Origin of the sequence: Sporosarcina sp. Marseille-Q4943 (assembly GCF_943736995.1) — a bacterium.
Lineage (GTDB): Bacteria > Bacillota > Bacilli > Bacillales_A > Planococcaceae > Sporosarcina.
On record NZ_CALSFT010000002.1, the window covers coordinates 59,026 to 83,443 of the forward strand.

At 41.8% G+C, this 24,418-nt stretch carries 23 protein-coding genes; 18 read left to right on the top strand and 5 right to left on the bottom strand.

Annotated features, from left to right (window positions below; all coding sequences use genetic code 11):
* Positions 1-3: 3 nt before the first annotated feature.
* The 9 genes from NIT04_RS00310 (at position 4) to NIT04_RS00350 (ending at position 9,448) form a co-directional block, all read left to right on the top strand.
* On the top strand, positions 4-1,335 hold the full coding sequence (locus tag NIT04_RS00310) for an allantoinase (protein WP_252501623.1): 1,332 nt from the start codon (positions 4-6) through the stop codon (positions 1,333-1,335).
* A 70-nt stretch (positions 1,336-1,405) separates the two neighbouring features.
* Positions 1,406-2,668 carry an MFS transporter gene (locus NIT04_RS00315; protein WP_252501624.1) on the top strand — a complete coding sequence of 421 codons (1,263 nt, stop codon included), beginning with the start codon at positions 1,406-1,408 and terminating at the stop codon, positions 2,666-2,668.
* A gap of 56 nt (positions 2,669-2,724) precedes the next feature.
* On the top strand, positions 2,725-3,957 hold the full coding sequence (gene allC / locus NIT04_RS00320) for an allantoate deiminase (protein ID WP_371922474.1): 1,233 nt from the start codon (positions 2,725-2,727) through the stop codon (positions 3,955-3,957).
* A gap of 193 nt (positions 3,958-4,150) precedes the next feature.
* Entirely contained in the window at positions 4,151-4,762 is a 612-nt protein-coding gene (gene cdaS, locus NIT04_RS00325; RefSeq protein WP_252501626.1) for a sporulation-specific diadenylate cyclase CdaS, read from the top strand.
* A gap of 115 nt (positions 4,763-4,877) precedes the next feature.
* Positions 4,878-5,816 (top strand): ring-cleaving dioxygenase, encoded by a 939-nt coding sequence (locus NIT04_RS00330; RefSeq protein ID WP_252501627.1) that lies wholly within the window; start codon positions 4,878-4,880, stop codon positions 5,814-5,816.
* A 133-nt stretch (positions 5,817-5,949) separates the two neighbouring features.
* Entirely contained in the window at positions 5,950-6,561 is a 612-nt protein-coding gene (gene wrbA, locus NIT04_RS00335) for an NAD(P)H:quinone oxidoreductase (RefSeq protein ID WP_252501628.1), read from the top strand.
* A gap of 154 nt (positions 6,562-6,715) precedes the next feature.
* Positions 6,716-7,009: a transposase gene (locus tag NIT04_RS00340; RefSeq protein WP_252501629.1), complete on the top strand. Its 294-nt coding sequence runs from the start codon at positions 6,716-6,718 to the stop codon at positions 7,007-7,009.
* An 11-nt stretch (positions 7,010-7,020) separates the two neighbouring features.
* A complete protein-coding gene (locus NIT04_RS00345; RefSeq protein WP_252503148.1) occupies positions 7,021-7,926 on the top strand; it encodes an IS3 family transposase in 906 nt (301 codons plus the stop codon).
* 343 nt (positions 7,927-8,269) lie between these two features.
* Positions 8,270-9,448, top strand: coding sequence for an IS256 family transposase (locus NIT04_RS00350; protein ID WP_252501630.1), 1,179 nt, complete (start codon positions 8,270-8,272; stop codon positions 9,446-9,448).
* 562 nt (positions 9,449-10,010) lie between these two features.
* Here NIT04_RS00350 and NIT04_RS00355 read toward each other — a convergent pair.
* Complete coding sequence (locus tag NIT04_RS00355) at positions 10,011-10,928, bottom strand: IS3 family transposase (protein ID WP_371922511.1); 918 nt, start codon at positions 10,926-10,928, stop codon at positions 10,011-10,013.
* The gene (locus tag NIT04_RS00360; protein ID WP_252501629.1) at positions 10,928-11,221 is read right to left on the bottom strand and encodes a transposase; all 294 of its coding nucleotides are present in this window, start codon (positions 11,219-11,221) and stop codon (positions 10,928-10,930) included. Before NIT04_RS00360 ends, NIT04_RS00355 begins: the two co-directional genes overlap by 1 nt.
* A gap of 295 nt (positions 11,222-11,516) precedes the next feature.
* Here NIT04_RS00360 and NIT04_RS00365 point away from each other — a divergent pair, with 295 nt between their 5' ends.
* Together NIT04_RS00365 and NIT04_RS00370 are read left to right on the top strand one after the other, a co-directional pair.
* Entirely contained in the window at positions 11,517-11,864 is a 348-nt protein-coding gene (locus NIT04_RS00365) for a helix-turn-helix domain-containing protein (RefSeq protein WP_252503149.1), read from the top strand.
* 1 nt (position 11,865) lies between these two features.
* Positions 11,866-12,795, top strand: coding sequence for a DsbA family protein (locus tag NIT04_RS00370; RefSeq protein WP_252501631.1), 930 nt, complete (start codon positions 11,866-11,868; stop codon positions 12,793-12,795).
* A 192-nt stretch (positions 12,796-12,987) separates the two neighbouring features.
* Here NIT04_RS00370 and NIT04_RS00375 read toward each other — a convergent pair whose 3' ends face one another.
* Positions 12,988-13,500, bottom strand: a complete 513-nt coding sequence (locus NIT04_RS00375) for a methylated-DNA--[protein]-cysteine S-methyltransferase (protein ID WP_252501632.1) — start codon at positions 13,498-13,500, stop codon at positions 12,988-12,990.
* Positions 13,501-13,639: 139 nt separating this feature from the next.
* Here NIT04_RS00375 and NIT04_RS00380 point away from each other — a divergent pair, with 139 nt between their 5' ends.
* From NIT04_RS00380 to NIT04_RS00395, 4 genes are all read left to right on the top strand, one after another.
* Entirely contained in the window at positions 13,640-14,137 is a 498-nt protein-coding gene (locus NIT04_RS00380; protein ID WP_252501633.1) for a YusW family protein, read from the top strand.
* A 135-nt stretch (positions 14,138-14,272) separates the two neighbouring features.
* Positions 14,273-14,560: a metal-sensitive transcriptional regulator gene (locus tag NIT04_RS00385; RefSeq protein WP_251698036.1), complete on the top strand. Its 288-nt coding sequence runs from the start codon at positions 14,273-14,275 to the stop codon at positions 14,558-14,560.
* A 79-nt stretch (positions 14,561-14,639) separates the two neighbouring features.
* Complete coding sequence (copZ, locus tag NIT04_RS00390) at positions 14,640-14,840, top strand: copper chaperone CopZ (RefSeq protein WP_252501634.1); 201 nt, start codon at positions 14,640-14,642, stop codon at positions 14,838-14,840.
* A gap of 123 nt (positions 14,841-14,963) precedes the next feature.
* Positions 14,964-17,375: a heavy metal translocating P-type ATPase gene (locus NIT04_RS00395; RefSeq protein WP_252501635.1), complete on the top strand. Its 2,412-nt coding sequence runs from the start codon at positions 14,964-14,966 to the stop codon at positions 17,373-17,375.
* Positions 17,376-17,573: 198 nt separating this feature from the next.
* Here NIT04_RS00395 and NIT04_RS00400 read toward each other — a convergent pair whose 3' ends face one another.
* Positions 17,574-18,425, bottom strand: a complete 852-nt coding sequence (locus tag NIT04_RS00400; protein WP_252501636.1) for a DUF2785 domain-containing protein — start codon at positions 18,423-18,425, stop codon at positions 17,574-17,576.
* A 257-nt stretch (positions 18,426-18,682) separates the two neighbouring features.
* Between NIT04_RS00400 and NIT04_RS00405 the strand changes: the two genes are divergently transcribed.
* Both NIT04_RS00405 and NIT04_RS00410 read left to right on the top strand, forming a co-directional pair.
* Positions 18,683-19,438 (top strand): ABC transporter ATP-binding protein, encoded by a 756-nt coding sequence (locus NIT04_RS00405; protein ID WP_252501637.1) that lies wholly within the window; start codon positions 18,683-18,685, stop codon positions 19,436-19,438.
* Entirely contained in the window at positions 19,435-21,927 is a 2,493-nt protein-coding gene (locus NIT04_RS00410) for an ABC transporter permease (RefSeq protein WP_252501638.1), read from the top strand. Before NIT04_RS00405 ends, NIT04_RS00410 begins: the two co-directional genes overlap by 4 nt.
* Positions 21,928-22,011: 84 nt before the next feature.
* On the opposite strand, the gene NIT04_RS00415 is transcribed toward NIT04_RS00410, so the two are convergent.
* Entirely contained in the window at positions 22,012-22,440 is a 429-nt protein-coding gene (locus NIT04_RS00415) for a GatB/YqeY domain-containing protein (RefSeq protein ID WP_252501639.1), read from the bottom strand.
* Between the two features lie 265 nt (positions 22,441-22,705).
* Between NIT04_RS00415 and NIT04_RS00420 the strand changes: the two genes are divergently transcribed.
* Positions 22,706-24,382 (top strand): methyl-accepting chemotaxis protein, encoded by a 1,677-nt coding sequence (locus NIT04_RS00420; RefSeq protein ID WP_252501640.1) that lies wholly within the window; start codon positions 22,706-22,708, stop codon positions 24,380-24,382.
* The last annotated feature ends 36 nt before the right edge of the window (positions 24,383-24,418 follow it).

Below are 24,418 nucleotides of genomic sequence, written 5' to 3' on the forward strand. Positions count from 1 at the left end.
ACGATGGAAAAATACGATTTGATCATTAAAAACGGAACGATTGTGACGGCAGATTCAACAGTTCAAGGTGATATCGCCGTCAAGAACGGAAAGATCAGGGAAGTGTCTGTCGGCAATCCGATCGAAGCAACGGCAGCTCGGGAGATAAATGCTGAAGGGCTTCATGTTCTTCCGGGTGTAATCGATTCTCATGTCCATTTCAATGAGCCGGGCAGAACAGAGTGGGAAGGATTGGAGACAGGGAGCAGAAGCTTAGCTGCCGGCGGGGCGACATCGTTTTTCGATATGCCGCTGAATAGTACGCCCCCGACAATCAATAAAGCCAATTTGCTAATGAAACGTGAATTGGCAGAGAAAAAATCCATAGTGAATCCATATTATTGGGGCGGGCTTGTCCCGGAAAACTTAGCTGATTTAAAAGATCTGCACGAAGGCGGCGTAATCGGATTCAAAGCATTTATGTCTCCGAGTGGAATTGACGACTTCCACAATGTAGATGACGAAACAATCTATAAAGGAATGCGAGAAATTGCCTCTTTAGGTTCTCTTTTAGCCGTTCACGCTGAAAGTACGGTCATGTGTGAACAGCTTGCAGAGGAACGAATCGGTCAAGGCAAAGTGTCGGCGAGAGATTATGTAGAGTCGCGCCCGGTCATTTCGGAAATTGAAGCGGTCCGAAGAATTCTTTCCTATGCAGAACTGACGGGCTGTAAACTTCATATCGTACATGCAAGCAGCCGGAAAGTCGTGGAAGTGATCAATGATGCGAAGCGAAGAGGCGTCGACATTACTGTTGAAACATGTCCCCATTATTTATCACTGACTGTAAAAGATTTGGAGGAACAAGGAGTCATCGCAAAATGTGCCCCTCCATTAAGAGATCAAGAAGAAGTGGATGAATTATGGACCGCAGTCGCAAACGGAGAAATCGACACAATCGGCTCCGACCATTCCCCTGCGCCGGCATCGATGAAAGTCATATCGGATAATATTTTTGATGGATGGGGAGGGATTTCAGGAGCCCAGTCCATGTTGAATATTCTTTTGACTGAAGGGCATTTCAAACGGAATATTACGTTGGAGAAAATAGTTGAATTGACAGCAACGAACCCGGCAAAGATATTTGGTCTGACAACGAAAGGGAATATCGCAGCCGATTATGATGCTGATCTGACAATCGTCGACTTGAATGAAAGCTTTGAATTGAAGAAGGAAGATCTGTTTTACCGTCACCAACACTCGCCTTATATCGGCATGACATATAAAGGGGCAGTGAAGAAGACCATTGTCGGCGGGGAAATAGTGTTTGAAAACGGACAACCAATAACAAAATAAGAAATGACGTTGGAATGGATAATGATACCCGTACACCAAAATTGTTATAGAGGGGAGGGGGATTTCTTATATGACATCAAAGGGAGCGCAACCTCAAATGAAACAGAAAAAGAAATTCACGATTCCCTATTGGTGGAAAGTGGTTTTTGCATTCTCACTAGGATGGATGTTTATTAATGCCAATAAATATTTCTTGAATCCTATTTTGGGACATATTGGTTTGGAGTATGACTTGAATAATTCCCAGCTCGGACTGGTCAATAGTATATTCTTTCTAACGTACACGATTGCCCAAATTCCTGTAGGAGCTTTCAGTGATAAATTTGGCAGGAAGAAATTACTTGTCATCGGTTTTATCTTATACGGGGTTTTAACCGGTGTCAGTGGCCTCATGGCTGGTTTCACAGGCTTTTTGGTCGCTCGTGCTCTTGCAGGGCTTTCATCTGCAACCTATTTTAGTCCCCAATTCGCCCTATCGTCTGAAGCGATACCGGAAAAAAATAGAACCGTTGGGAGTGCGATCATTAACAGTGGGTCAGGGATAGGAATTGCCTTCGGCTTTATCCTGTCGAGCACATTGGTGTTAGAAAAAGGAATGAATTGGACGGTACCTTTTTATATCTTTGGCGTGCTGACAATTCTTGTCGGAATTGTAATTACGGTATTGGTCAAAGAAAAAAGACCGGAAACACTAAATCAACGACAAGAAAAACCGCTAGAGAGCGGAGGAAAAGTTTCGATCCTTTCATTACTTAAAAACCGTAATCTGCTGATTACGTTCCTCGTCTTATTTTGTTCTCTTTACGGGTTTACGGTCGTTGTTACGTGGTTGCCGAAGTTTTTGGAAACGGAAAGAGGATTCCAAGGTAGTCAAGTTGGTTTAATATCGGCTTTAGTTCCATTAGCTTCTATACCAGGGGCGCTTGTCGCCAGTTATATATCGGATCGCTTAGGTCGGAAGAAGCCTTTCGCTTTCGTGCTCATTCCAATCGCAGCGATTGCATTATGGGCAACTGTCTATGTTCAAAGTACCGCATTGCTCATTACAGCATTATTAATTTACGGGTTATTTGGCAAAATTGCACTGGATCCGATTCTTCTCGCATCCATATCCGAAAACGTCGATAAATCAGTGTATGGAATTGCTTTCGGTCTCTTTAATTTTGTAGGCATGATTTCATCGGTTATCGCCCCTTGGTTTGTCGGTTTTCTCGCGGATAAAACAGGTAGCATGACTGCAGGATTTTACTCCGCGGTCATTGTTCTAGCAGTCGGGTTCGTATTAATGATGTTCTTTAAAGAACGTCCAAAAGCAAAAGTGCCAATTGCATAAAAATCAGCAAAAAGTAAGGGCTCATTATAATTAAAATAAAAAAGGGGCAGATGAATGTGAATGATGTAACACGTGAAATTGCTCACCTTGAAGAGTGGCTAGGTGAATTCGGTAAGGATCCTGAAGGTGGGGTTACCCGGTTACTGTATTCAAAAGAGTGGGTTGAGGCGCAGAAAGCGTTGGAACAAATGATGCAAGAAGATGGATTGACTACCCGATATGACGATATCGGAAATTTATTCGGCCGTTTAGAAGGCAGTACGTATAAAGATGAAACAATTTTAACCGGCTCTCACGTAGATACAGTGAAAAACGGCGGTAAATTGGACGGTGCATTCGGGATTTTAGCTGGCATTTTAGCCATTCGCCTTTTAAAAGAGAAATATGGCCAGCCACTACGTAATCTAGAGGTCGTGTCATTTGCCGAGGAAGAAGGAAGTCGTTTCCCATATGCATTCTGGGGTTCCAAGAACTTTGTCGGCATCGCCAAAAAAGAGGACGTTGAAAACATTACGGATTTTAACGACGTTCCTTTTGTTGAGGCGATGAGGGAAGCAGGTTTTGATTTCAGGGATGAATCAAAACCGTTCCGGAATGACTTGAAGGGATTTGTTGAAATCCATATTGAACAAGGTAATGTATTGGAGAAGGAAGGAAAAGATATTGGAGTTGTCCATAGCATTGTCGGGCAGAGACGTTTTACGGTTGAGGTGACAGGCGTTGCGAACCATGCAGGGACTACGCCGATGGGGTATCGCAAAGATGCTTTATTTGCCGCAAGCCAAATGATCAACAGCGTCATCAGCAGGGCAAAAGAATATGGCGATCCGCTCGTTGCGACGGTAGGAAAAATCGAGGTCAAACCGAATACTGTAAACGTCGTTCCAGGGGAAGCATTATTTACGTTGGACGTTCGACACACGGAAAAAGAGGTTCTTGTAAAATTCACAGAGGAACTGACAGCAATCATCCAAAAGATTGCTGCCGAGTCTGACGTGGAAACAACTATTGATATGTGGATGGATGAGGATCCAATTCCTATGGATAAACAAATCGTTGCAGCCATTGAGAAGCAAACGAAAGAAAATGGCTTTAATTATAAGATGATGCACAGTGGTGCGGGCCATGATTCACAAATCATTGCGCCAGTCCTGCCAACAGCAATGATATTTGTACCAAGCCGGGAGGGGATTAGCCATAATCCTTTGGAATATACAAGTCCGGAACAGTTGGCGGTGGGTGTTCAAGCATTGATGAACTCTTTGTATGCATTGGCTTATAAGGAATAACAACCACAAAAAAGAGGATACTACCAAAATAAGTATAAGTGATTTCCGAAGAAGGTGCAGAAAAGCCATTGATTTTTCTGCACCTTCTTTTTAATAGTGATGAATTTTGAAGCCTGAATGTCCTTAGCTAAATGAATAAGTGCAATGGATTGGGAACAATTTAAGGACAGAGTAATGGAAAAGGAGATGCATCGTGAAAAAAGTGAATTGTGATTTCTCACCACTGAAACAAACGTTGAAAGAGGATATTCATGAAATCATAACAGCCTTACAAAACAATTTTGAAGCAATTGATAACGATAATAACTGTCTCCTTAGTACCTTTGAGAAAATTAAAGAAGATTTTTTGAACATCGAAATGAAAGCCGCTACATTCTATTTAAATTGTTATTTATCTCCTTTTACTGACAAATACTCGGAGTTGTCAGTTTGCGTACAAAATTTAGCAAAGTTGAAGCATGGAGGATTAATTGTAATTCAACGGGAAGACTCACTTGATCCTTTGATCAAACCGGGTATACAAATAGAGGCTGAACTGACCCATTCTTTACTGGAATCAATTTTTTTCCCTGGAAACCCTCTTCATGACGGTGCTGTATTGGTTAATGGTAATCGGATTGTTTCTGCAGCCAATGTCCTTCCGTTGTCAGGAAGAAATATAGATGACAAAAAACTTGGCACTCGACATCGGGCCGCTTTAGGTTTATCTGAACAAAGTGATGCCCTCATACTCGTTGTATCTGAGGAGACGGGGAAAGTCTCATTTGCTATAAACGGAAACCTTTATCCTGTAACTACTATTTAACATTTTTGTACGTCTAAGTTTAAGTTGTTGACAAACAGTAATATACACCATATTATTATCTCGAATTCAAGATAATAAAACTGAGGAATAAATTTAAAAGGAGTGGAAATACACAATGAAAAAAACAAGTGGAATCCACCATATCACGGCGATTGTCGGGCATCCTCAAGAGAATGTGGATTTTTATGCAGGGGTTCTAGGGTTACGTTTAGTGAAGAAAACAGTTAACTTCGATGATCCGGGAACGTATCACCTCTACTTTGGTGATGAAGGAGGTCATCCAGGTACAATTATCACATTCTTTCCATGGGCAGGAGCCCGCCAAGGAGTAATCGGTGATGGTCAAGTAGGGGTTACTTCATATGTCATTCCTGAAGGTGCTCTCGTATTTTGGGAAAACAGGTTGAAGAAATATAGCGTCCCTTTTACCAAATCACAACGTTTTGGAGAGGACTATTTGACGTTTGATGATCCTCATGGCCTTCACCTCGAAATTGTGGAAAGAGCAGGAGGAGCAAAAAACAATTGGGAATTCGGCGGAATTACTGCGGATGTTGCAATTAGGGGGTTTGGAGGAGCAACGCTTCTATCCAAACAACCTGAAAAGACAGCTGAACTCTTAGAAAAAGTGATGGGGCTTGAAAAAGTTGGAGAAGAAGGAGACATTGTTCGTTTTCGTTCATCCAGCGATATAGGCAATGTAATCGATCTGAAAATGACAACCAAGGGAAGCGGCCGAATGGGGGTTGGCACCGTTCACCATATTGCTTGGAGGGCTGACGATGACCAAGATCAGTTGGAATGGAAAGAGCATGTCGAAGAATTTGGATATGGTGTAACCCCTGTTCAAGATAGAAACTATTTTAACGCCATTTATTTTAGGGAACATGGTGAAATCCTATTTGAAATTGCAACAGATCCACCAGGATTTTCCCATGATGAAACATATGAAACAATGGGAGAGAAATTAATGTTGCCTGTCCAATATGAACAGTATCGGGAGCAGCTTGAACGGAGGCTTATACCGATTCAGGTGAGGGAACTAGATGAATAAAGACGTCAATTATAAGAATAAAACTCATCCTATAGGGGAATAAGTAGAACAGTATGGTTCAAATTCCGAAGAAGCAGGTGCAACGATGGGCTTTTTAGCTAAGTTATTTGGGAAAGCAAAGGAGATGGAAAAAATGACAAATGTAAATGTAGCTGTAGTTTTTTACAGTATGGGTGGTACAAACTATCAATTAGCACAATGGGCAGAAGCGGGAGCGACAGAAGCAGGTGCTGAAGTTAGAGTATTAAAAGTACAAGAGTTAGCTCCACAATCGGTCATCGAGGGCAATGAAGTTTGGAAATCGACTGTCGAAGCGACAAAAGACGTCCCGGTAGCTACATCGGAGGATCTTGAATGGGCGGATGCCATTATATTCAGTGTCCCGACCAGATTTGGAAATATGCCATCACAAATGAAGCAATTCCTTGATACCCAAGGCGGTCTATGGGCGAGTGGAAAGACGGTCAATAAAGTGGTGAGTGCCATGACTTCTGCACAAAATCCTCATGGTGGCCAAGAAGCTACACTATTATCCTTGTACACTTCTATGATGCACTGGGGTGCGATTATTGCAACTCCTGGCTACACAGATCCAGTTATTTTCGGCGCGGGCGGAAATCCATATGGAACAAGCGTAACAGTCGATCAAGACGGTAAAATGATTGAGGATGTGCAAGCTGCTGTTAAACACCAAGCAAAACGTACAGTTACAGTTGCAGAGTGGGTTAAAAAAGGAAATCAATAAGATCTTATTGAAAGGGGTTGTCCAAATTTGGACAACCCCTTTTTATGTCAACGCTCAAAGTGAGTCATACTGCAGGTAGTATAAAAAGTGGACACAATCTAATGAGCATGTTTGGATTAAGATAACAATAATATGCGAACGGAGAGTGTCCAAAATGGGTAAAAGAATTGACGATGACCTTAAGAAGCATTTAGTCAAACTTGTGTTGGAGGAAGGGAAAAAGCAGACTGATGTCTCCAGGGAAATGGGAATTCCCTTGGGCTCCTTACGAAGATGGGTCAGCGAGCATAGACAGAAAATCCAAGCGGAGCGAGACGGTGTTGAATATCTTACCCCGACTGAACAAATGAAACGCCAAAGAGACATGGAGAAACAAATTCGTGATCTGCAAGAAGAGAATGAAATCCTAAAAAAGGCTATGCACATCTTTTCAAGAAACCCGCAGTAATCTATGAGTTCATTGAAGATCATCGGGAGGAATACAGCGTGACAAAGATGTGCCAAGTACTCCAGGTTTCTAGGACCGGTTACTATAAATGGCGCGAGAAAGAAAAAAGCCCTTCCCAAGAGAAAAAGGAAGAGGCGCAAGTACTCATTAGTAAGATTTTTTACGAGAAGAGACAAGTTTATGGCAGCCCGCGAATCAAAAAAGAGTTGGAGAAGAAAGAGGTTTTTCTAGCTGAGAAGACCGTGGCCAACTATATGCGGGACCTTGGATTGTGTGCGTTGGTGCCATCAAAGTACAAGACGACGACAAACTCCAATCACAACCACCCAATCTACCCTAATCTACTGATGCGCAACTTCAGCGCAGACACCCCTAACAGGGTGTGGGTCGCCGATATCACCTATATCTGGACGATTGAAGGTTGGCTTTACCTGGCGACTGTCATGGATCTTTTTTCTCGGAAGATTGTCGGCTTTAATATTCAGACAGACCTATCCAAGGAACTGCCGAAACTGGCGCTTGAAAGAGCTCTAAACTTCCGCTCTCCTGCAGAAGGACTGATTCACCATTCCGATCAGGGGAGCCAGTATGCATCGGCTGATTACGTCGATCTTCTTAAGGAAAAGAAATGCAAAATCAGCATGAGCCGCAAAGGCGACTGTTACGACAATGCCTGTATAGAATCCTTTCATTCAACGATTAAGAAGGAGCTCATCTACCGTACAAAATTCACAACACGCGAAGAAGCTAGAATGGCTGTGCTGGACTATATCATCTCTTTCTATAATGAAAAACGAAGCCATTCCACTTTGAACTATGTATCACCGAACGATTATGAGAAGGCCTATCAGACTGAAAAGGAGAAAAACGCTCAACAACCACCCGCAACTTTCGTGGAAGAGCAGTTGTCTTTTTAACTGCTCTTTTACGAAAGTACACCAAGCGCAGCGCGGTAGGCTTTTGAAAATAAACGCTCATTGTATCGTGTCCACTTTCTTGACAGAAGACCAATACCGCGCTCAAAGGTAGGGCGCCCGCGTCCAAAGTGAGCTATCCTGGGCTCAAAGCAAGCGCGTCCGCGTCCAAAGTGAGCTATCCTGCGCCCAAAGCAAGCGCGTCCGCGTCCAAAGTGAGCTATCCTGCGCCCAAAGCAAGCGCGTCCGGGTTGAGTCCATATAATTGTGTAAATAGGAAAAAGGCCTTTTCCATCCCTTGTGATAAAATGTTTTCAACCACGATAAACATTTGGAGGAATGGAAAATGGCCCAACTTAATTTTAACCTAGATATGGATATTTTAAAAGACTCTGTGATGAATTCTAACATCGATGCTGTTGTCAAATCGACTATCGTTCTCGTGTTGAACGAATACATGGAAATGGAGCGGGACGAGTACCTGCAGGCTGCCTCCTATGAACGTTCTAACGAACGTATCGACTATCGCAACGGCTACTATGAAAGAGATTTAACCATGAGTATTGGAAAAATCACATTGAAAGTTCCCCGCACCCGTCAAGGTGACTTCGCGCCTTCAGTCTTTGAAAGGTATGCAAGATGTGACCAGGCCCTCGTCCTCTCCATGCTTGAAATGGTGGTGAATGGCGTGTCGACACGAAAGGTATCCAACGTTGTGGAACAGCTATGCGGTAAGAGGGTTTCTAAATCCTTCGTCTCTTCCCTAACGTCCAAACTGGATCCCATCGTCAACGAATGGGCAAACCGGCCATTGAATACAAAATACTTTCCCTATTTATTTGTGGACGCCATGTACATTAAAGTCAGAGAGCACAACCGTGTCGTCTCCAAGGCTGCATACCTCGCCCTTGGGATTGACAAAGAGGGACGCCGGGAGATCCTTGGCTTGAAAGTGGATCACAATGAAAGCTTCAAAAGTTGGTCTGCCTTTTTTCAACACCTCATCTCAAGGGGGCTACAATCGCCGAAACTAGTCGTCTCCGATGCCCATGAAGGTCTCAAAAAGGCGATTCAACAAGACTTTGTGGGAACATCCTGGCAACGATGCAATGTCCACTTCAAACGCAATATCGTTGAAGCAATGCCGAAGAAAGATAGCCAGGAAGCCATCAGCTTACTGAAAAGCATATTTGCCGCAGAAGAGATGGACACTCTTCGAAACCTGAAAGACCTGTTCTTTGAAAAATATGAGGAGAATCCCAAGTACCAAAAAGCATTGAGGATACTCGATGAAGGATTCGAGGATTCAATCCAATATATGAACTTTCCCATTTCGCACCGAAAATCCATTCGAAGCACTAACAGCGTGGAAAGATTGAATGGAGAAATTCGCAGGCGTGAAAAAGTGATCCGAATCTTCCCGAACACCCAGTCCGCCTTCAGGTTGATCGGCGCCGTCCTGATAAGTTATGTGGAATCATCTAAACACTGGGGAAAAAGATTGTTTCCAGCTAATAAGTCGTAAGACTTGATCATCTATAAGCAACTTGACATGGAGCCTCTGCGGGCATGAGTCCCAAGCCAGGAAATCACGGCTCAAAGGGCTGGCTTTTTCCGCAAAGGCTATCATGCCCGCCTCTCCAAGTAAAGTTGCGAGCAAACGGATCCTAGGCGTATTGATTTATTGCCGAGTATATTTTTTAAGACATAGTGAAAACATTGACAAGGAATTTACACAAGATAATGGACTTGACTCGCGTCCGCGTCCAAAGTGAGCTATCCTGCGCCCAAAGCAAGCGCGCCCGCGTCCAAAGTGAGCTATCCTGCGCCCAAAGCAAGCGCGTCCGCGTCCAAAGTGAGCTATCCTGCGCCCAAAGCAAGCGCGTCCGCGTCCAAAGTGAGCTATCCTGCGCCCAAAGCAAGCGCGCCCGCGTCCAAAGTGAGCTATCCTGCGCCCAAAGCAAGCGCGTCCGCGTCCAAAGTGAGAAATCCTATGGTCTTCTGTCAAGAAAGTGGACACGATACAATGAGCGTTTATTTTCAAAAGCCTACCGCGCTGCGCTTGGTGTACTTTCGTAAAAGAGCAGTTAAAAAGACAACTGCTCTTCCACGAAAGTTGCGGGTGGTTGTTGAGCGTTTTTCTCCTTTTCAGTCTGATAGGCCTTCTCATAATCGTTCGGTGATACATAGTTCAAAGTGGAATGGCTTCGTTTTTCATTATAGAAAGAGATGATATAGTCCAGCACAGCCATTCTAGCTTCTTCGCGTGTTGTGAATTTTGTACGGTAGATGAGCTCCTTCTTAATCGTTGAATGAAAGGATTCTATACAGGCATTGTCGTAACAGTCGCCTTTGCGGCTCATGCTGATTTTGCATTTCTTTTCCTTAAGAAGATCGACGTAATCAGCCGATGCATACTGGCTCCCCTGATCGGAATGGTGAATCAGTCCTTCTGCAGGAGAGCGGAAGTTTAGAGCTCTTTCAAGCGCCAGTTTCGGCAGTTCCTTGGATAGGTCTGTCTGAATATTAAAGCCGACAATCTTCCGAGAAAAAAGATCCATGACAGTCGCCAGGTAAAGCCAACCTTCAATCGTCCAGATATAGGTGATATCGGCGACCCACACCCTGTTAGGGGTGTCTGCGCTGAAGTTGCGCATCAGTAGATTAGGGTAGATTGGGTGGTTGTGATTGGAGTTTGTCGTCGTCTTGTACTTTGATGGCACCAACGCACACAATCCAAGGTCCCGCATATAGTTGGCCACGGTCTTCTCAGCTAGAAAAACCTCTTTCTTCTCCAACTCTTTTTTGATTCGCGGGCTGCCATAAACTTGTCTCTTCTCGTAAAAAATCTTACTAATGAGTACTTGCGCCTCTTCCTTTTTCTCTTGGGAAGGGCTTTTTTCTTTCTCGCGCCATTTATAGTAACCGGTCCTAGAAACCTGGAGTACTTGGCACATCTTTGTCACGCTGTATTCCTCCCGATGATCTTCAATGAACTCATAGATTACTGCGGGTTTCTTGAAAAGATGTGCATAGCCTTTTTTAGGATTTCATTCTCTTCTTGCAGATCACGAATTTGTTTCTCCATGTCTCTTTGGCGTTTCATTTGTTCAGTCGGGGTAAGATATTCAACACCGTCTCGCTCCGCTTGGATTTTCTGTCTATGCTCGCTGACCCATCTTCGTAAGGAGCCCAAGGGAATTCCCATTTCCCTGGAGACATCAGTCTGCTTTTTCCCTTCCTCCAACACAAGTTTGACTAAATGCTTCTTAAGGTCATCGTCAATTCTTTTACCCATTTTGGACACTCTCCGTTCGCATATTATTGTTATCTTAATCCAAACATGCTCATTAGATTGTGTCCACTTTTTATACTACCTGCACCTACGTCCAAAGCAAGCGCATCCGCGTCCAAAGTGAGCTATCCTGGGCTCAAAGCAAGCACCCTGGTATTGCATTGGCGTTAGAATGACAGAGTGCTGCCAACAAGTGGCGGCTTTTAAAATTTTATATAACCCACCGTTGTATAATCTTTATACTTGATATACTTTTTATATCGATATATACTGAAATTAATCAATGGAGGTGGTACCCATTAAAGTATGTCCCTATTTAGAATCGTGTTTCGAAATTTTGGGAAGGCGTTGGAACGGGCTCATTATTCATTATTTGTCGATTTGCCCCGAGTTCACTGCTCATTTTTCCGATATGAAGCGTGACTTGCCTGATATTACCCCTCGGTCGCTTTCAATGAAATTGACCGAACTCGGTGAACATGGCTTAGTCGTAAAGAAAGTGACAGAAGGAACTCCTGTCATCATTTCGTATCATTTGTCCGAGAAAGGACAACAACTCGCCCTCGCTTTGGAGCCAATTCACGCTTGGGCACAGCAGCATATTGAACTTGATGTATCCGATCAAACAAAAGAAAAGGGGAAGTAAAATGGAAAAAAACAATCCTATGATATGTGATATGGCAACAGGTATATGTGGGCCAGCTGGGGACGACGCGGGTACAATGGAATTCATCGATTTGTCAGCACCGAAAAAAACGATTGACCTTTATTATGTAACCGATCCGATCTGCTCGCATTGTTGGGCATTGGAACCGGTACTCCGAAAATTTGTCCATCAATACGGACATTACTTCAATATGCACGCGCTTATGGGTGGATTACTTGAGAAATGGGGGGATGATCCGGTCGATTCTGCAAACGGGATATCAGGACCGTCTGATGTCGCTGGTCACTGGAGGGAAGTCGGTGAACATTCGCGCATGCCGATCGATGGAACCGTTTGGTATGATAACCCGATCTCATCTTCTTTTATTCCTTCTCGGGTCTACAAGGTGATTCAAGGCAACCATCCTGAGCTAGCTAATACATTTTTACGCCGGGCGAGGGAGGAACTTTTCGCATTCAATAAAAACATTGCACAAGACGATGTCTTAATCGATATTGTCAATCAAGTTGGGCTGGATGGGGAGGCAATCGTTTCGCAATCCAAGCTTCCGGAAGCAGACACTAAATTACATGAAGACTTCCAGCTCGTCCGCCAGTTAGGTGTCCGTGGATTTCCGACAATCGTCATGATGAATGAAGAGAAAAAAGGCGTTCGGATTGTCGGTGCACGCACTTTGGAAGATTACTCGAATGCACTACAACGATTGCTGCCAGATGAAACGATCGAACCGGAACGACTTTCGGGGTTAGGTCAATTGCTTCAAGAGGAAAAATTATTGTTCTCACGCGAAATCGAAGAATTTTATTCGATTGATAAAAGTGAAGTAGAGACATTTGCACAGAAACAATTGCCGCAAGATACTTACAACGTTAGTGAGATTCTTGGCGAAAAATACATTCATCTAACATAATACTAAAAGCGGCTCCTCAACAGGATGCCGCTTTTGTTATGATTTAGCACTTCCGTTTTTTTCGAAATGGGAGGGGAATTCTAAGGTAGCAGCAATCATGAGGAAGGAGAGGAAGCGGTTAAAAAGGTAGAAGGAATAAAAGAAGTGTGCCGGGTCACAACTTGCACACTTCTTACAGTTTTCTGTCCCGACCTATTTTTCAAGATTCAATAATTGCTTCTTCATTTCCAAACCACCCCGAAAGCCGGTCAAACTCCCATCTTTCCCGACGACGCGATGGCAAGGAACGGTGATCAAAAGCGGATTAGCTCCAATTGCGGCTCCGACTGCGCGTACAGATTTCGGATTTTGGATCCTTTCCGCTATATCCGAATAGGAAACCGTCTGTCCATACGGTATTTCAAGCAAAGCTTTCCAGACGGATCGTTGAAACGGGGTCCCATGCAGATCCAGTGGTATTGTAAACTCTTTCCGTTTACCTTCCATGTAGTCAATGAGTTCTCCTGCATACGGCTCCATGACATTCGTGTCTTCAAGCAGACGATGCGTAGGAAGTCGTTTCTTCGTCCAATCAGCAAGCTCATCGAATGGTGCATCGTGCGGGCCGGCATAGCAAAGCCCTTCCTTCGTTGCAGCCATGTATATATTCCACTTCCCATAGTTCAACAGCATCCAATAGACGATATCTTCATTGTTTTGCTCCATATGCTAAACCTCCTTCTAGCCTTGTCATTGTGCTTATTATACCTTCTATCTAGATGTAAAAGATATGCTGCGTACCGCTTGCGTTGATTAAAAGTGATAAGGAAGGGGTAAAGAATCAAATAGATCGGAGGTCATTTGAATGAAAAAAATTGGTACATTATCATTTGCCGGTGCGCTATCTCTCATGTTGATCGGCTGTGGTGCGGATGGCCAAAAAGAAGAGCCAACCGCAAAAGAGGAGACTCCTGTGGATGTAAAAGAAGAGACTATAAAAGAGGAGACTCCTGCGGACATGCTGCAAAATATGGATGAACTAGATTATGTAGAATTTGAATTGGAAGTTGAATATGCAGGCGATCACGAGTACGAAGCGGAACTCGAGACGAAAAGCGTAGGCACTGTTATAGCTAAAATTGAAGATGAATTGAATCATGTCAGGAAAGATGGAACAGAGGCATTCGATGAGTTGTATCCTCTTGTTCAAAAGTTGACAATCACACAGCAAACGAACAAGGATGAAGCGATTGCAGAAGTATTGAAAACCTTCAACCTGCCGACTGACTATACAAAATTTGATCTGGAAATCACATTTAATGATGGAACGAAAATAGAATTTGATGACAAAACAAATAAATAAAGCTCTTCTAGCAAACGTGAGTCATATCACGTTTGTTTTTTGTTTCGAGGTAACGGTCGATGAATACTTGCTTATTATTGAAAAATCCAATATTATAGGGGTATAGGGTATGTAAGCGAATCGGGGGTGATACGTATGTCCGAAACGATAAAGAAAACGGTTCAACCGAATAAACAACAGTTATTAAATCGACTGAAACGGATCGAAGGGCAAGTGAGAGGCGTCCATCAAATGATCGAGAATGACCGATATTGTGTAGATATCCTGCACCAAATCAGTGCTATCCAGTCTGCCATGAACAAGGTTTCGCTAGCCCTATTGGAAGATCATACGCATCATTGCGTCGTGAAAGCGATAAAAGGGCAGGATGGCGAGGCGGCGATCCAAGAACTGATGAGCGTCATGAAAACGATGACCAAATAGTCGCAAAACCAATTTCTTGGCATACCTTCGAGGGGTATGGTATATTGAAAAATATAATGTGTAGGGAGGTTTGTTCAACATGAAAGAAGTGCTAAAAGTAGAAGGAATGTCATGCAATCATTGCGTCAATTCAATTGAAAAAAGCGTAGGAAGCTTAACTGGCGTTTCTGCGGTTGCAGTTGATTTAGGCAAAAAGGAAGTATCTGTCGAGTTTGAAAACGAAGCGACGTTGCAGCAAATCAAAGAAACGATTGAAGATCAAGGCTATGACATCGCTTGATTGAAAGCATTCCGCTTACACCACGTGGGGGTATTGAGCGGTTGGAGAAGGGGTTATGCGTCAATCGTATAATCCTTCTTTTTTCAAATAAATATACCCCCGCCATGTATGGGAGGGATATAAATGGCAACAACAGAAAAAACCTTAAAAATTAACGGGATGACTTGTGCGGCATGTGCGAACCGGATTGAAAAGGGTTTATCTAAAATAGAAGGCGTCGAAAAGGCGAATGTCAACTTTGCAATGGAGAACTCCACAATCGTTTTTGATCCAGATAAAACGAATGTCGATGAATTCAAGTCAAGGATTGAAAAATTAGGTTATAGTGTTACCCCGGATAAGACTGAATTTGATGTGTCAGGCATGACATGTGCGGCTTGCGCAACGAAAATTGAAAGGCGCATCAATAAAATGGATGGAGTTTCAAATGCTACGGTCAATTTTGCACTTGAGACACTGACTGTCGATTATGACAGTGGGCAAACAAGCCCTACCGAAATGATGGCAAATGTGAAGAAAATGGGTTATGAATTGATTCCGAAATCTGATGGCAAGGAAAAGTTGGACCATAAGGAACAAGAAATCAAGAATCAATACCGGAAAGTCATCTTCTCCGCAATTCTTACCTTGCCGTTATTATGGACGATGGTGGCGCATTTTGAATTCCTATCTTTCCTTTACTTGCCGGCAATCCTTATGAATCCATGGGTACAGCTGGCACTTGCGACGCCTGTCCAATTTATCGTTGGCGCACAGTTTTATAAAGGTGCCTATAACTCATTGAGAAACTTAAGTGCGAATATGGATGTGCTAGTTGCGCTTGGAACGAGTGCTGCCTATTTTTACAGTCTTTATTTAACCTTCGAATGGTTGAACGCGGGCAGTGTCGGTCATCCGGAGCTGTACTTTGAAGCATCCGCTGTCATTATTACACTCATCGTTCTCGGTAAATTATTTGAAGTGCGTGCCAAGGGGAAAACGAGCCAGGCGATTCAAAAACTTCTCGGCTTGCAGGCAAAAACTGCACGAATTCTGAAAGATGGCGTCGAACAAGAGATTCCCATCGAAGAAGTGGTGACCGGGGACATCATCCTCGTCAAACCAGGTGAAAAAATACCTGTCGATGGAGCAATCATCTCTGGTGAATCGGCGATTGATGAATCGATGATTACGGGTGAAAGTATTCCAGTCGATAAGGTTGTTGGAGACTCTGTCATTGGCGCTACCATTAATAAGAACGGATCGTTGCAAATTAAAGCGACGAAAGTCGGGAAAGATAGCGCATTATCGCAAATTGTCAAAGTGGTCGAGGAAGCGCAAGGCTCAAAAGCGGAAATTCAGAGGTTGGCGGATAAAATATCGGGCATCTTCGTTCCTATCGTTGTCGGAATCGCAATTCTGACGTTCCTCATCTGGTATTTTGTCGTAACACCAGGTGATTTCCGATCATCACTCATTCCGACCATTTCCATTTTAGTTATTGCATGTCCGTGTGCGCTCGGTTTAGCAACACCGACGTCGATCATGGCTGGTTCGGGTCGAGCTGCTGAAATGGGATTGCTCTTCAAAGGCGGCGAGCACCTTGAAAATACACGCTCCATTGACACAGTTGTCTTAGATAAAACAGGAACTGTTACAAAAGGTCAACCAGCATTAACGGATATCATCGTGTCTGAAGGATTTGCTGAACAAGATGTATTGCAATGGGTTGCATCAGCAGAGAACCAATCTGAGCATCCATTGGCACAGGCGATTGTAACGGGTGCCAAAGAAAAAGGCATTGAACTGATTGAACCAGAAGCTTTCAAAGCGCTTCCTGGATACGGAATTGAGGCGGAAGTTGCCGGAAAGCAACTGTTTGTAGGAACGCGAAGATTAATGCGCAGCCGCGACGTAGCCCTTCACGATAGTGAATCCATAATGGTGAAGATGGAGAACGAAGGGAAAACGGCGATGCTCATCGCAGTCGACGGGAAACTCGCGGGTGTTGTCGCGGTTGCGGATACTGTGAAGGAAACGTCCAAAGAGGCGATCCGAAGAATGCAGGAGCTCGGTCTCGACGTCATTATGCTAACGGGAGACAACCAACATACTGCAGAAGCCATCGGGCGGCAAGTTGGATTGACGCATATTATTGCAGAAGTTCTTCCTGACCAGAAAAGCGATAAAATCCAGCAATTGCAAGCCGAAGGGAAGAAAGTCGCGATGGTCGGCGACGGCATCAATGACGCACCGGCACTTGCTATGGCGGATATCGGTATGGCTGTTGGGACAGGGACGGATATTGCGATTGAAGCGGCTGACGTTACGCTCATGCGCGGCGATCTGAACAGTGTAGCAGATGCATTTATCATGAGTCGGAAAACGATGCGCAACATTAAGCAGAACTTGTTTTTCGCCTTCTTCTACAATACGATCGGCATACCAGTAGCCGCAGTTGGCCTGTTAGCCCCATGGGTTGCGGGCGCTGCAATGGCATTCAGCTCAGTATCAGTCGTACTGAATGCGCTTAGGCTGCAACGAGTGAAGTTGTAAAGAGTCGAGCCTCCTCAAGGGATACCTGGGGAGGCTCGACTTTTTTGTTTTTAATGATTTTACAAGTTCATTGGGAAAAATTCGGGTGCGAATGTTAACTCTTCCTTTGAAATATGGTCTGAAAAAATGAATCTCCGAAGGATTCCTCTTTTTCCACTAAGATTAACACTCGGCTAGTTATTTAATTCTTAGCTTCTACTATAAAGAAATTTCCAATAGACACTTTTCAATACTCGTCTTTAAAGGTATTAATTCACGATTCGTATTAACCTTTATATAAAAACTTTTTAAGAATGCCTTACAGTTAAAATACAGGAACCAATACTCTTCTTCCTCGATCAGTTCTTTTTGAGTTTTAAGTTCTATTGGTATATGTTGTAATAATGTTATTACATCTGCTTGTTTCAATCCGTTATTTATCATTTCTAGTATAGGAATTAATATCCTTTCATCTTCATTGTGGATATAAACACTAGTCGAAACCAATACCTTACTCCATAATACTTTTAATATTTCTAAGTAATATTTCCTGTCTAATTTTGGACTTTTTACGAGTTCCTCAAAAGCGTCGGTTACATGAGCTATACTATGAGCCCAACCTTTTACAGAGATATATCCTCGTAAATCATTCTCCAAGTTAATATAATCGATTAATTTATCTTTTATTTTTAACATCATATCTTGGGGAAGAAAATTGTCCTCATTATCCCTATATAGAATAAGCGCTATTAATAGCGTAGTAAATGACCTTGTAAAAACAGAATCAGTTCCATTTTCCCCGATACCTTTAAATAACAAGTCACCTAAACACAATTCTAATAGTTCATCTAATAACTCATGCTCAAGTTGATTTTTTTCTCTAATTAATTGATAAAAAGAACTATAGATTAATTGGTCTCTTAGTTCACTATCAGTTGACCCGATGTGCTCAACCATAGATTGGACAATACAAACTATACTTTCTTCTTCCCAAGTTCTTCTCCCGCTCTTAATTTCCATTAAAATTTTTTTCAGTTCAGCCGCCTTCATTGGAACTTCTAAGCTTTCCATATCATTCACCCCTTTTCTACTATCACAAACTTGTTTCTATTTTAACATAAATAACCAGTAGGGACGATTTTTATTTAATTGGATGTAGGGAAGGTGTCACAACAAACTTTACCTTTAACATAGCCTTGAAATTTAATAATAGGGTGTGAAAACAGGGGAGATAAAAGAGATGATTATGTGGAGAGTGTCGGCCTTTCAGACAGCGGGGGCTCAGTCAAACTAGTATAAAGAAGAAAACGTGAACACTGAGGTGAAAAATGGCTAATAAAGTATTAGAAGTTAATGATTTATCTAAGATCTATAAAGGAGCAGAATATGAAGTGACTGCCCTAAACAAGGTCTCTTTTGAGCTGTATACCGGAGAACTTCTTGCTATTATGGGGACAAGCGGTTCAGGTAAGAGTACGCTATTGAACATATTGGGGGCACTTGACGAGCCGTCTAGTGGGAAAGTGTTTCTAAATGGAAAAGAAACGAAGGACTTTTTTAAGGAACCAAAAGCTACTCTCTATAGAAGGGATAATATCGGGTTTATTTTCCAATCCTTCAATCTACTTAAGGATTTGACGGTTGCAGAGAATGTAGGGTTACCACTCATTTTAAAAGGCATGGAAAAAAAAGAAGTGGAACAAAAGGTAGATGAAATGCTGAGTCTTGTTGGACTCGCAAAATGGAAATTACATAGACCTATCCAACTCTCAGGAGGACAACAACAAAGAGTAGCTATCAGTAGGGCTCTGATCACTTCACCCCCGATCGTATTGGCGGATGAGCTCACTGGGAATTTGGATTTCAATACCACTAAGGATATTTTAAATGTTCTAGTTGATATGAAAAATCGTTTAAATAAAAGCATTATTGTAGTCACTCATGATCCAAACGTTGCAATGTATTCGGATAGGGTCCTTTTTTTCCATGATGGGAAAATCGTCGATGAATACAAGTGTCAGGGTAACAATAATTTACAAAACATTTTAAAGAAATTCCAAAGAATAATGGAGATAGGCCAATGATTTATTCGAAATTCGGCTTACCCATGCGTTTTTTCAGAACGAATATATTAATTACTATCACCTCTATAATTGGTATTATTTTATCTGTATCTTTGATCATTTCAATGACGCTGTTCTCTTTGAATGCAAAACAAACTTTGCAGAATGAAGTTACGAAAATGTATGGCAATATGGATATATCTGTTGGTTATGAAAACGGCAGTGAAAAGTTTATTGATAAAACCTTTTTGAGTGCTATAAAATCAAATGACAATATAGAACAGGTATCAAGTGTTTTGATTTCACAACTCACGCTAGATACGAGTGAGTCAAAAGCTGATTTTTACACAGTCGGAGTAAAGAATGACGACTTATCGAAAAGTAGGTATCACTTTAAGCAAAACGTAGACGAAAATGAAATCATTGTGAATGAAGGATTAGCTGACGCATTAGGTAAAGAGACTGGAAGCAGTTTAGAAGTTGAAGGGAAAAGTTTCAAACTGGTTGAAACTTTAGAAGACCTTAACTCAACAGGACTCACTCCTGATATCATTTTGGTTTCGCATCAAACACTCCAAGAAATTATGTCTAAAAAAAACAATCAAGATATTGAGGCAACTTACTTATTGATAAAAGCAAAGGAAGACGTGGATAAATTATCTTTAGCTAACGAAATTATAGAGATTGATAAAGACTTAAGAATTGAAATTGCAGAAGAAGACCCCTTCCTTAAAAGTAATTTTGAATCCTTGAATATATTTATAGTAGTATTGTCCTTTTTAATTATCATAGTGACGTCACTATTAATTATTTCAAACTTTGAAGTTTTTCTGTACAAGTATAAGAATCAATTTGCGATTATGAGGTCAATCGGTGCAACTACTAAGCAATTATTTTTAATTGTTTTGGTTCAAAGCTCTTTTATAACAGTGATCGGTTCAATTCTCGGACTAAGCGTAGCGATCTTTAGTAACAATTATCTTCATGAATGGCTTGAAAAAATATTCTCATTTACTATATCTCATGTTGACTTTAATTTTAAATTAGGATTGTTAATAACATTGATATGTATGTTAATTATTCAATTATTCTTGGTGGTTCCAGCAATTAGAATTACGAAAGTTCTACCACTTAAGGTCATTCAGGACAATGAGGAAAGTAATTTTAAAACGTTCAAATATAATAGGTTTTGGGGAAAGGTATTTCTTGTAAGTAGCTTAATTATTATAGCGTTAGGGAAATTCCTAGCAAGTGAAGAAGACAACCAGGTAATGAGCATATTACTGGCTGCCATTTTATTAGTAGCAGGAATATTCATCCTGTTCCCAATCTATTTGTCACCTATACTAATGCGACTGGCACCATTAATTAAAAGATGTTTGGGCAACGCTTCCTATATTGCAATCAAAAATCTTCTACCTCAAGTCAAAAAGAATACTTTTGTGATTTTAACCATCAGTACTATGATGATTATTGCTGTGTTTGGTTCCATCATGCTAAATACAGTCCAAAAAAATGAGGAAAAGTATTTAAAAGAACAGTTTCCTACAAGTATTGTTTTGAAGAGCCGTCTTGGGCTAAACTCAACTATTGACCCTATCGAATTGCAATCAGAGGCAGAGAGAATTGATGGAATTGACAAGACTAGCTCAATAAGCACCAAAGCTGGAGCTGAAATGATTAGCGGACATCAAAATATCTCATTTGATTACACTTTAGGAGACCTTCAATCTATGGAGGAAATGGGATTGCTTCCTGTATTGCAGGACGATGGCGAAAAGTTTATTGCAGTATCAGAGAGGTTTTCAAAGAAACATAATTTAAAAACTGGGGATATCTTCGAGATTGGACAATACTCAGAAAGAGAACAAAGGGTAAGCAGTTCGGGGAATTATAAAATCGCAGCAATCGTCACTACACTTAAAGAATCTGATGTCTATATAGACTGGTATGAGGACGATTTCAGATCTGATTTTACTGTTTTTAATAAACTATATGTCGAAGGGAAAAATGTAGGTCAAGTAATTGATGAACTCGAGCAATTAAGGCAACGTTTTCCTGAAATTCAAATTAATAGTTATGAGGAATCCCTAAAAAAATCTAAAGACATGTTTTATCAAAGATGGTCCATTTTTATTGTTGTTATTTCTGTTATGTTAATAAGCGTCATCATCGGGGTATTTAATACGCTAATTAACAACATTAATTCAAAAAGGAAAGAGTTTGCAATATTAAGGACCATTTCATTGAGCAAAGGCGGAATAATTAACGTCATTCTAACGCAAATCATTCTGTATCTCCTAATTGGATTATCGTTAGGGCTCCTGACTGGCATATTATTAACTTTTGTTATTTCCTTAATTGATCCAGGTAAGCTGCACATCAATTTCACAATCATAGGTTTGATGGCGGGGGTAATGATAGTAATGGCCCTTGTGATTTTTATACCATTTGCATCCCGTTTAGGGAATAAGAAAATCACTTTAGAATTAAATCAAGACAGTAAATGAATTTTGTGCTAATTCGAGAAGTCACGTCTGGAGATTATATAAAGCATGAAGCCCATCCATTATCGGACGGGCTTCATTAATATGCTATTGAATAAGACTCTTCACAGCTTTCGACATCGTTGCGCCGTCCGTTTTCCCTGCAAGGAGCGGTTTAGCGATTTTCATCGCGTCGCCCATGTTCATTCCTTGAGTAACACCTGCCTCTGTGAGTAAAGATTTCACTTCTTCCTCGCTTAATTGCTTCGGCAAGAATGATTTGAGCAATACCAATTTAGCCTTTTCCTGTTCAATTAAATCCTCACGTTGCGCTTTCTCTGCGCCTTCCAACGCTTGGTTCGTTTGTTTGATTTCACGGTTTACAATCGCGATTTCTTCTTCCTCCGTCAAAGCGGAGCCTTTTTCTTTTTCAGCTGAGTCAAGTGCGGACTTCAACAGCGTCAGCACACCTTTCGAAAGGACGTCCTTCTCTTTCATTGCTTGTATCAGTTGTTCGAACACAGTTGTTTTTAACATCGTTCAAATCGCCTCTTTTCATTCATCGAATGCATTCAGCCCACTCGAATTTGTGTAATGATTATAATGAAGGTGACTTTAAAATGCAACTCTTGGGAGCGCGCCTCACTCCGGTTAAGTCGGATGGGGCGCGCTATTTAAGTTGCAAGCGGCTGATAAATAATTACTATTGAATAAATAATTAATTACTTTAAATGTCTTCTATCTATCCGATAAATGAATCGTAGTGGAATCGGCTATCAATAATTAATAGGAGATGGAAGGCATGTTTAAAAGTATTAAAAGTAAATTGTTGTTCTCTTTTTCATTAGTGATTTTATTAGTGCTCGTATACGGCATTTATAATATTTACGTAGTGATGCAAAGTAACGAACAAGCAAGGAATATAGTGGAGAAAGAGCTTCCATTGTTAATTGCCCATGACAAGATGGCGTTAACGATGGCTAACCGTATTTCGACAGCCCGCGGGTATGTCTTATACGGGGGAGATTTTAAGGAAAGATTCAACGAGTATACCGAAAGTGGAAAGCAAAATGAAAACATCATCCGTGAAATCCATGAAACGGAAGAGTTCGACCGCCTGATCGAGCAAACGATAGCTTGGAGAACAATCATCAGTGAAGACGTGTTTGCTGAGTATGACAAAGGCAACCAGGAGCTGGCGCTACGAAACTTGGAGCGGTCAACTCCGATGGTTCGTGAAATTATGGCAGGCTATGAAAAATTGGCAGCGGATTATGAAGCGAATATTAATGCGGCAGAAGCGAAGATAATCGCAGGCGGGGAAATGACGCTCAAGATTGTGAGCGTTGTGACGGTTTTAGTCATTTTATTAAGCATTGCAGCAGCACTTTTCACTGCCGATCAAATTACAAAACCGATTAAGATGGTAATGAACCGCATGTCGGAGATGGCTAAAGGCGATTTAAGCGGTGAAAATATGAAGACAAAAGCCAAGGATGAAATTGGCCAGCTTGTCCATGCGGCAAATGAGATGAGCCATAACACTCGCAATTTATTGAATACGATTAATGATATTTCAAGCTCTGTAACAGCCCAAAGTGAAGAGCTGACGCAATCCGCGAACGAAGTGAAGTCTGCTACAGACCAGGTTGCAATGACGATGTATGATCTGGCGGAAGGTGCAGAGTCGCAAGCGACACAAGCGGGTCATTTATCGGACTTGATGGATTCGTTCGTTCAAAGAGTGGAAGAGGCGGACGAAAAAGGAGGGCATATTCAAGCCGCTTCGACAAAAGTGTTGGATATGACTTCGGAAGGCCGTCGTCTAATGGATCTTTCCAATGAGCAAATGAGTAGAATCGATAAAATCGTCCAATTCTCTGTTGAAAAAATCCAAGGCTTGGACGCACAATCACAGGAAATATCGAAATTGGTCGTCGTCATTAAAGATATTGCCGACCAAACGAATTTATTGGCTCTAAATGCAGCGATCGAAGCGGCAAGAGCGGGCGAACATGGAAAAGGATTCGCAGTTGTTGCCGAAGAAGTAAGAAACTTGGCAGAACAGGTTTCTCACTCAGTCACTGACATTACAAAAATTGTAGGTGACATACAATCTGAATCCAGTTCTGTGGCAACATCCTTATTGGAAGGCTACGGGGAAGTGGAAAAAGGAACAGAGCAAATTACGCAGACGAGCCAAACTTTCAACGATATTAATGATGCAGTGACTGAAGTGGCTACGCATATTACAACCATTTCAAACAATTTATCAGAAATGGTTTCCCGCAGTCAGGAAATGCGCGGCTCTGTAGAAGAAATTGCTGCTATCACTGAGGAAACGTCTGCAGGCATTGAACAAACATCTGCTTCAGCCCAACAGACAAATAGCTCAATGGAAGAAGTGGCAATGAGCTCAGAACAACTATCGAAATACGCTGAAGAACTTAATCGACACGTCCTTCAATTTAAATTGTAAGCTAGAAAGGGGCTGTTCCAGGAATTAAGCTGGAAC

Excerpts from the sequence above, each read along its gene's own strand:
- NIT04_RS00385 (WP_251698036.1), top strand. The coding sequence starts at position 14,273 with ATGTCCGAAACGATAAAGAAAACGGTTCAACCGAATAAACAACAGTTA.
- copZ (WP_252501634.1), top strand. The coding sequence starts at position 14,640 with ATGAAAGAAGTGCTAAAAGTAGAAGGAATGTCATGCAATCATTGCGTC.
- NIT04_RS00420 (WP_252501640.1), top strand. The coding sequence starts at position 22,706 with ATGTTTAAAAGTATTAAAAGTAAATTGTTGTTCTCTTTTTCATTAGTG.
- NIT04_RS00395 (WP_252501635.1), top strand. The coding sequence starts at position 14,964 with ATGGCAACAACAGAAAAAACCTTAAAAATTAACGGGATGACTTGTGCG.
- NIT04_RS00310 (WP_252501623.1), top strand. The coding sequence starts at position 4 with ATGGAAAAATACGATTTGATCATTAAAAACGGAACGATTGTGACGGCA.
- NIT04_RS00405 (WP_252501637.1), top strand. The coding sequence starts at position 18,683 with ATGGCTAATAAAGTATTAGAAGTTAATGATTTATCTAAGATCTATAAA.
- NIT04_RS00410 (WP_252501638.1), top strand. The coding sequence starts at position 19,435 with ATGATTTATTCGAAATTCGGCTTACCCATGCGTTTTTTCAGAACGAAT.
- NIT04_RS00370 (WP_252501631.1), top strand. The coding sequence starts at position 11,866 with ATGGAAAAAAACAATCCTATGATATGTGATATGGCAACAGGTATATGT.
- wrbA (WP_252501628.1), top strand. The coding sequence starts at position 5,950 with ATGACAAATGTAAATGTAGCTGTAGTTTTTTACAGTATGGGTGGTACA.
- NIT04_RS00415 (WP_252501639.1), bottom strand. The coding sequence starts at position 22,440 with ATGTTAAAAACAACTGTGTTCGAACAACTGATACAAGCAATGAAAGAG.
- NIT04_RS00340 (WP_252501629.1), top strand. The coding sequence starts at position 6,716 with ATGGGTAAAAGAATTGACGATGACCTTAAGAAGCATTTAGTCAAACTT.
- NIT04_RS00350 (WP_252501630.1), top strand. The coding sequence starts at position 8,270 with ATGGCCCAACTTAATTTTAACCTAGATATGGATATTTTAAAAGACTCT.
- NIT04_RS00400 (WP_252501636.1), bottom strand. The coding sequence starts at position 18,425 with ATGGAAAGCTTAGAAGTTCCAATGAAGGCGGCTGAACTGAAAAAAATT.
- NIT04_RS00330 (WP_252501627.1), top strand. The coding sequence starts at position 4,878 with ATGAAAAAAACAAGTGGAATCCACCATATCACGGCGATTGTCGGGCAT.
- NIT04_RS00380 (WP_252501633.1), top strand. The coding sequence starts at position 13,640 with ATGAAAAAAATTGGTACATTATCATTTGCCGGTGCGCTATCTCTCATG.
- NIT04_RS00360 (WP_252501629.1), bottom strand. The coding sequence starts at position 11,221 with ATGGGTAAAAGAATTGACGATGACCTTAAGAAGCATTTAGTCAAACTT.
- NIT04_RS00315 (WP_252501624.1), top strand. The coding sequence starts at position 1,406 with ATGACATCAAAGGGAGCGCAACCTCAAATGAAACAGAAAAAGAAATTC.
- NIT04_RS00375 (WP_252501632.1), bottom strand. The coding sequence starts at position 13,500 with ATGGAGCAAAACAATGAAGATATCGTCTATTGGATGCTGTTGAACTAT.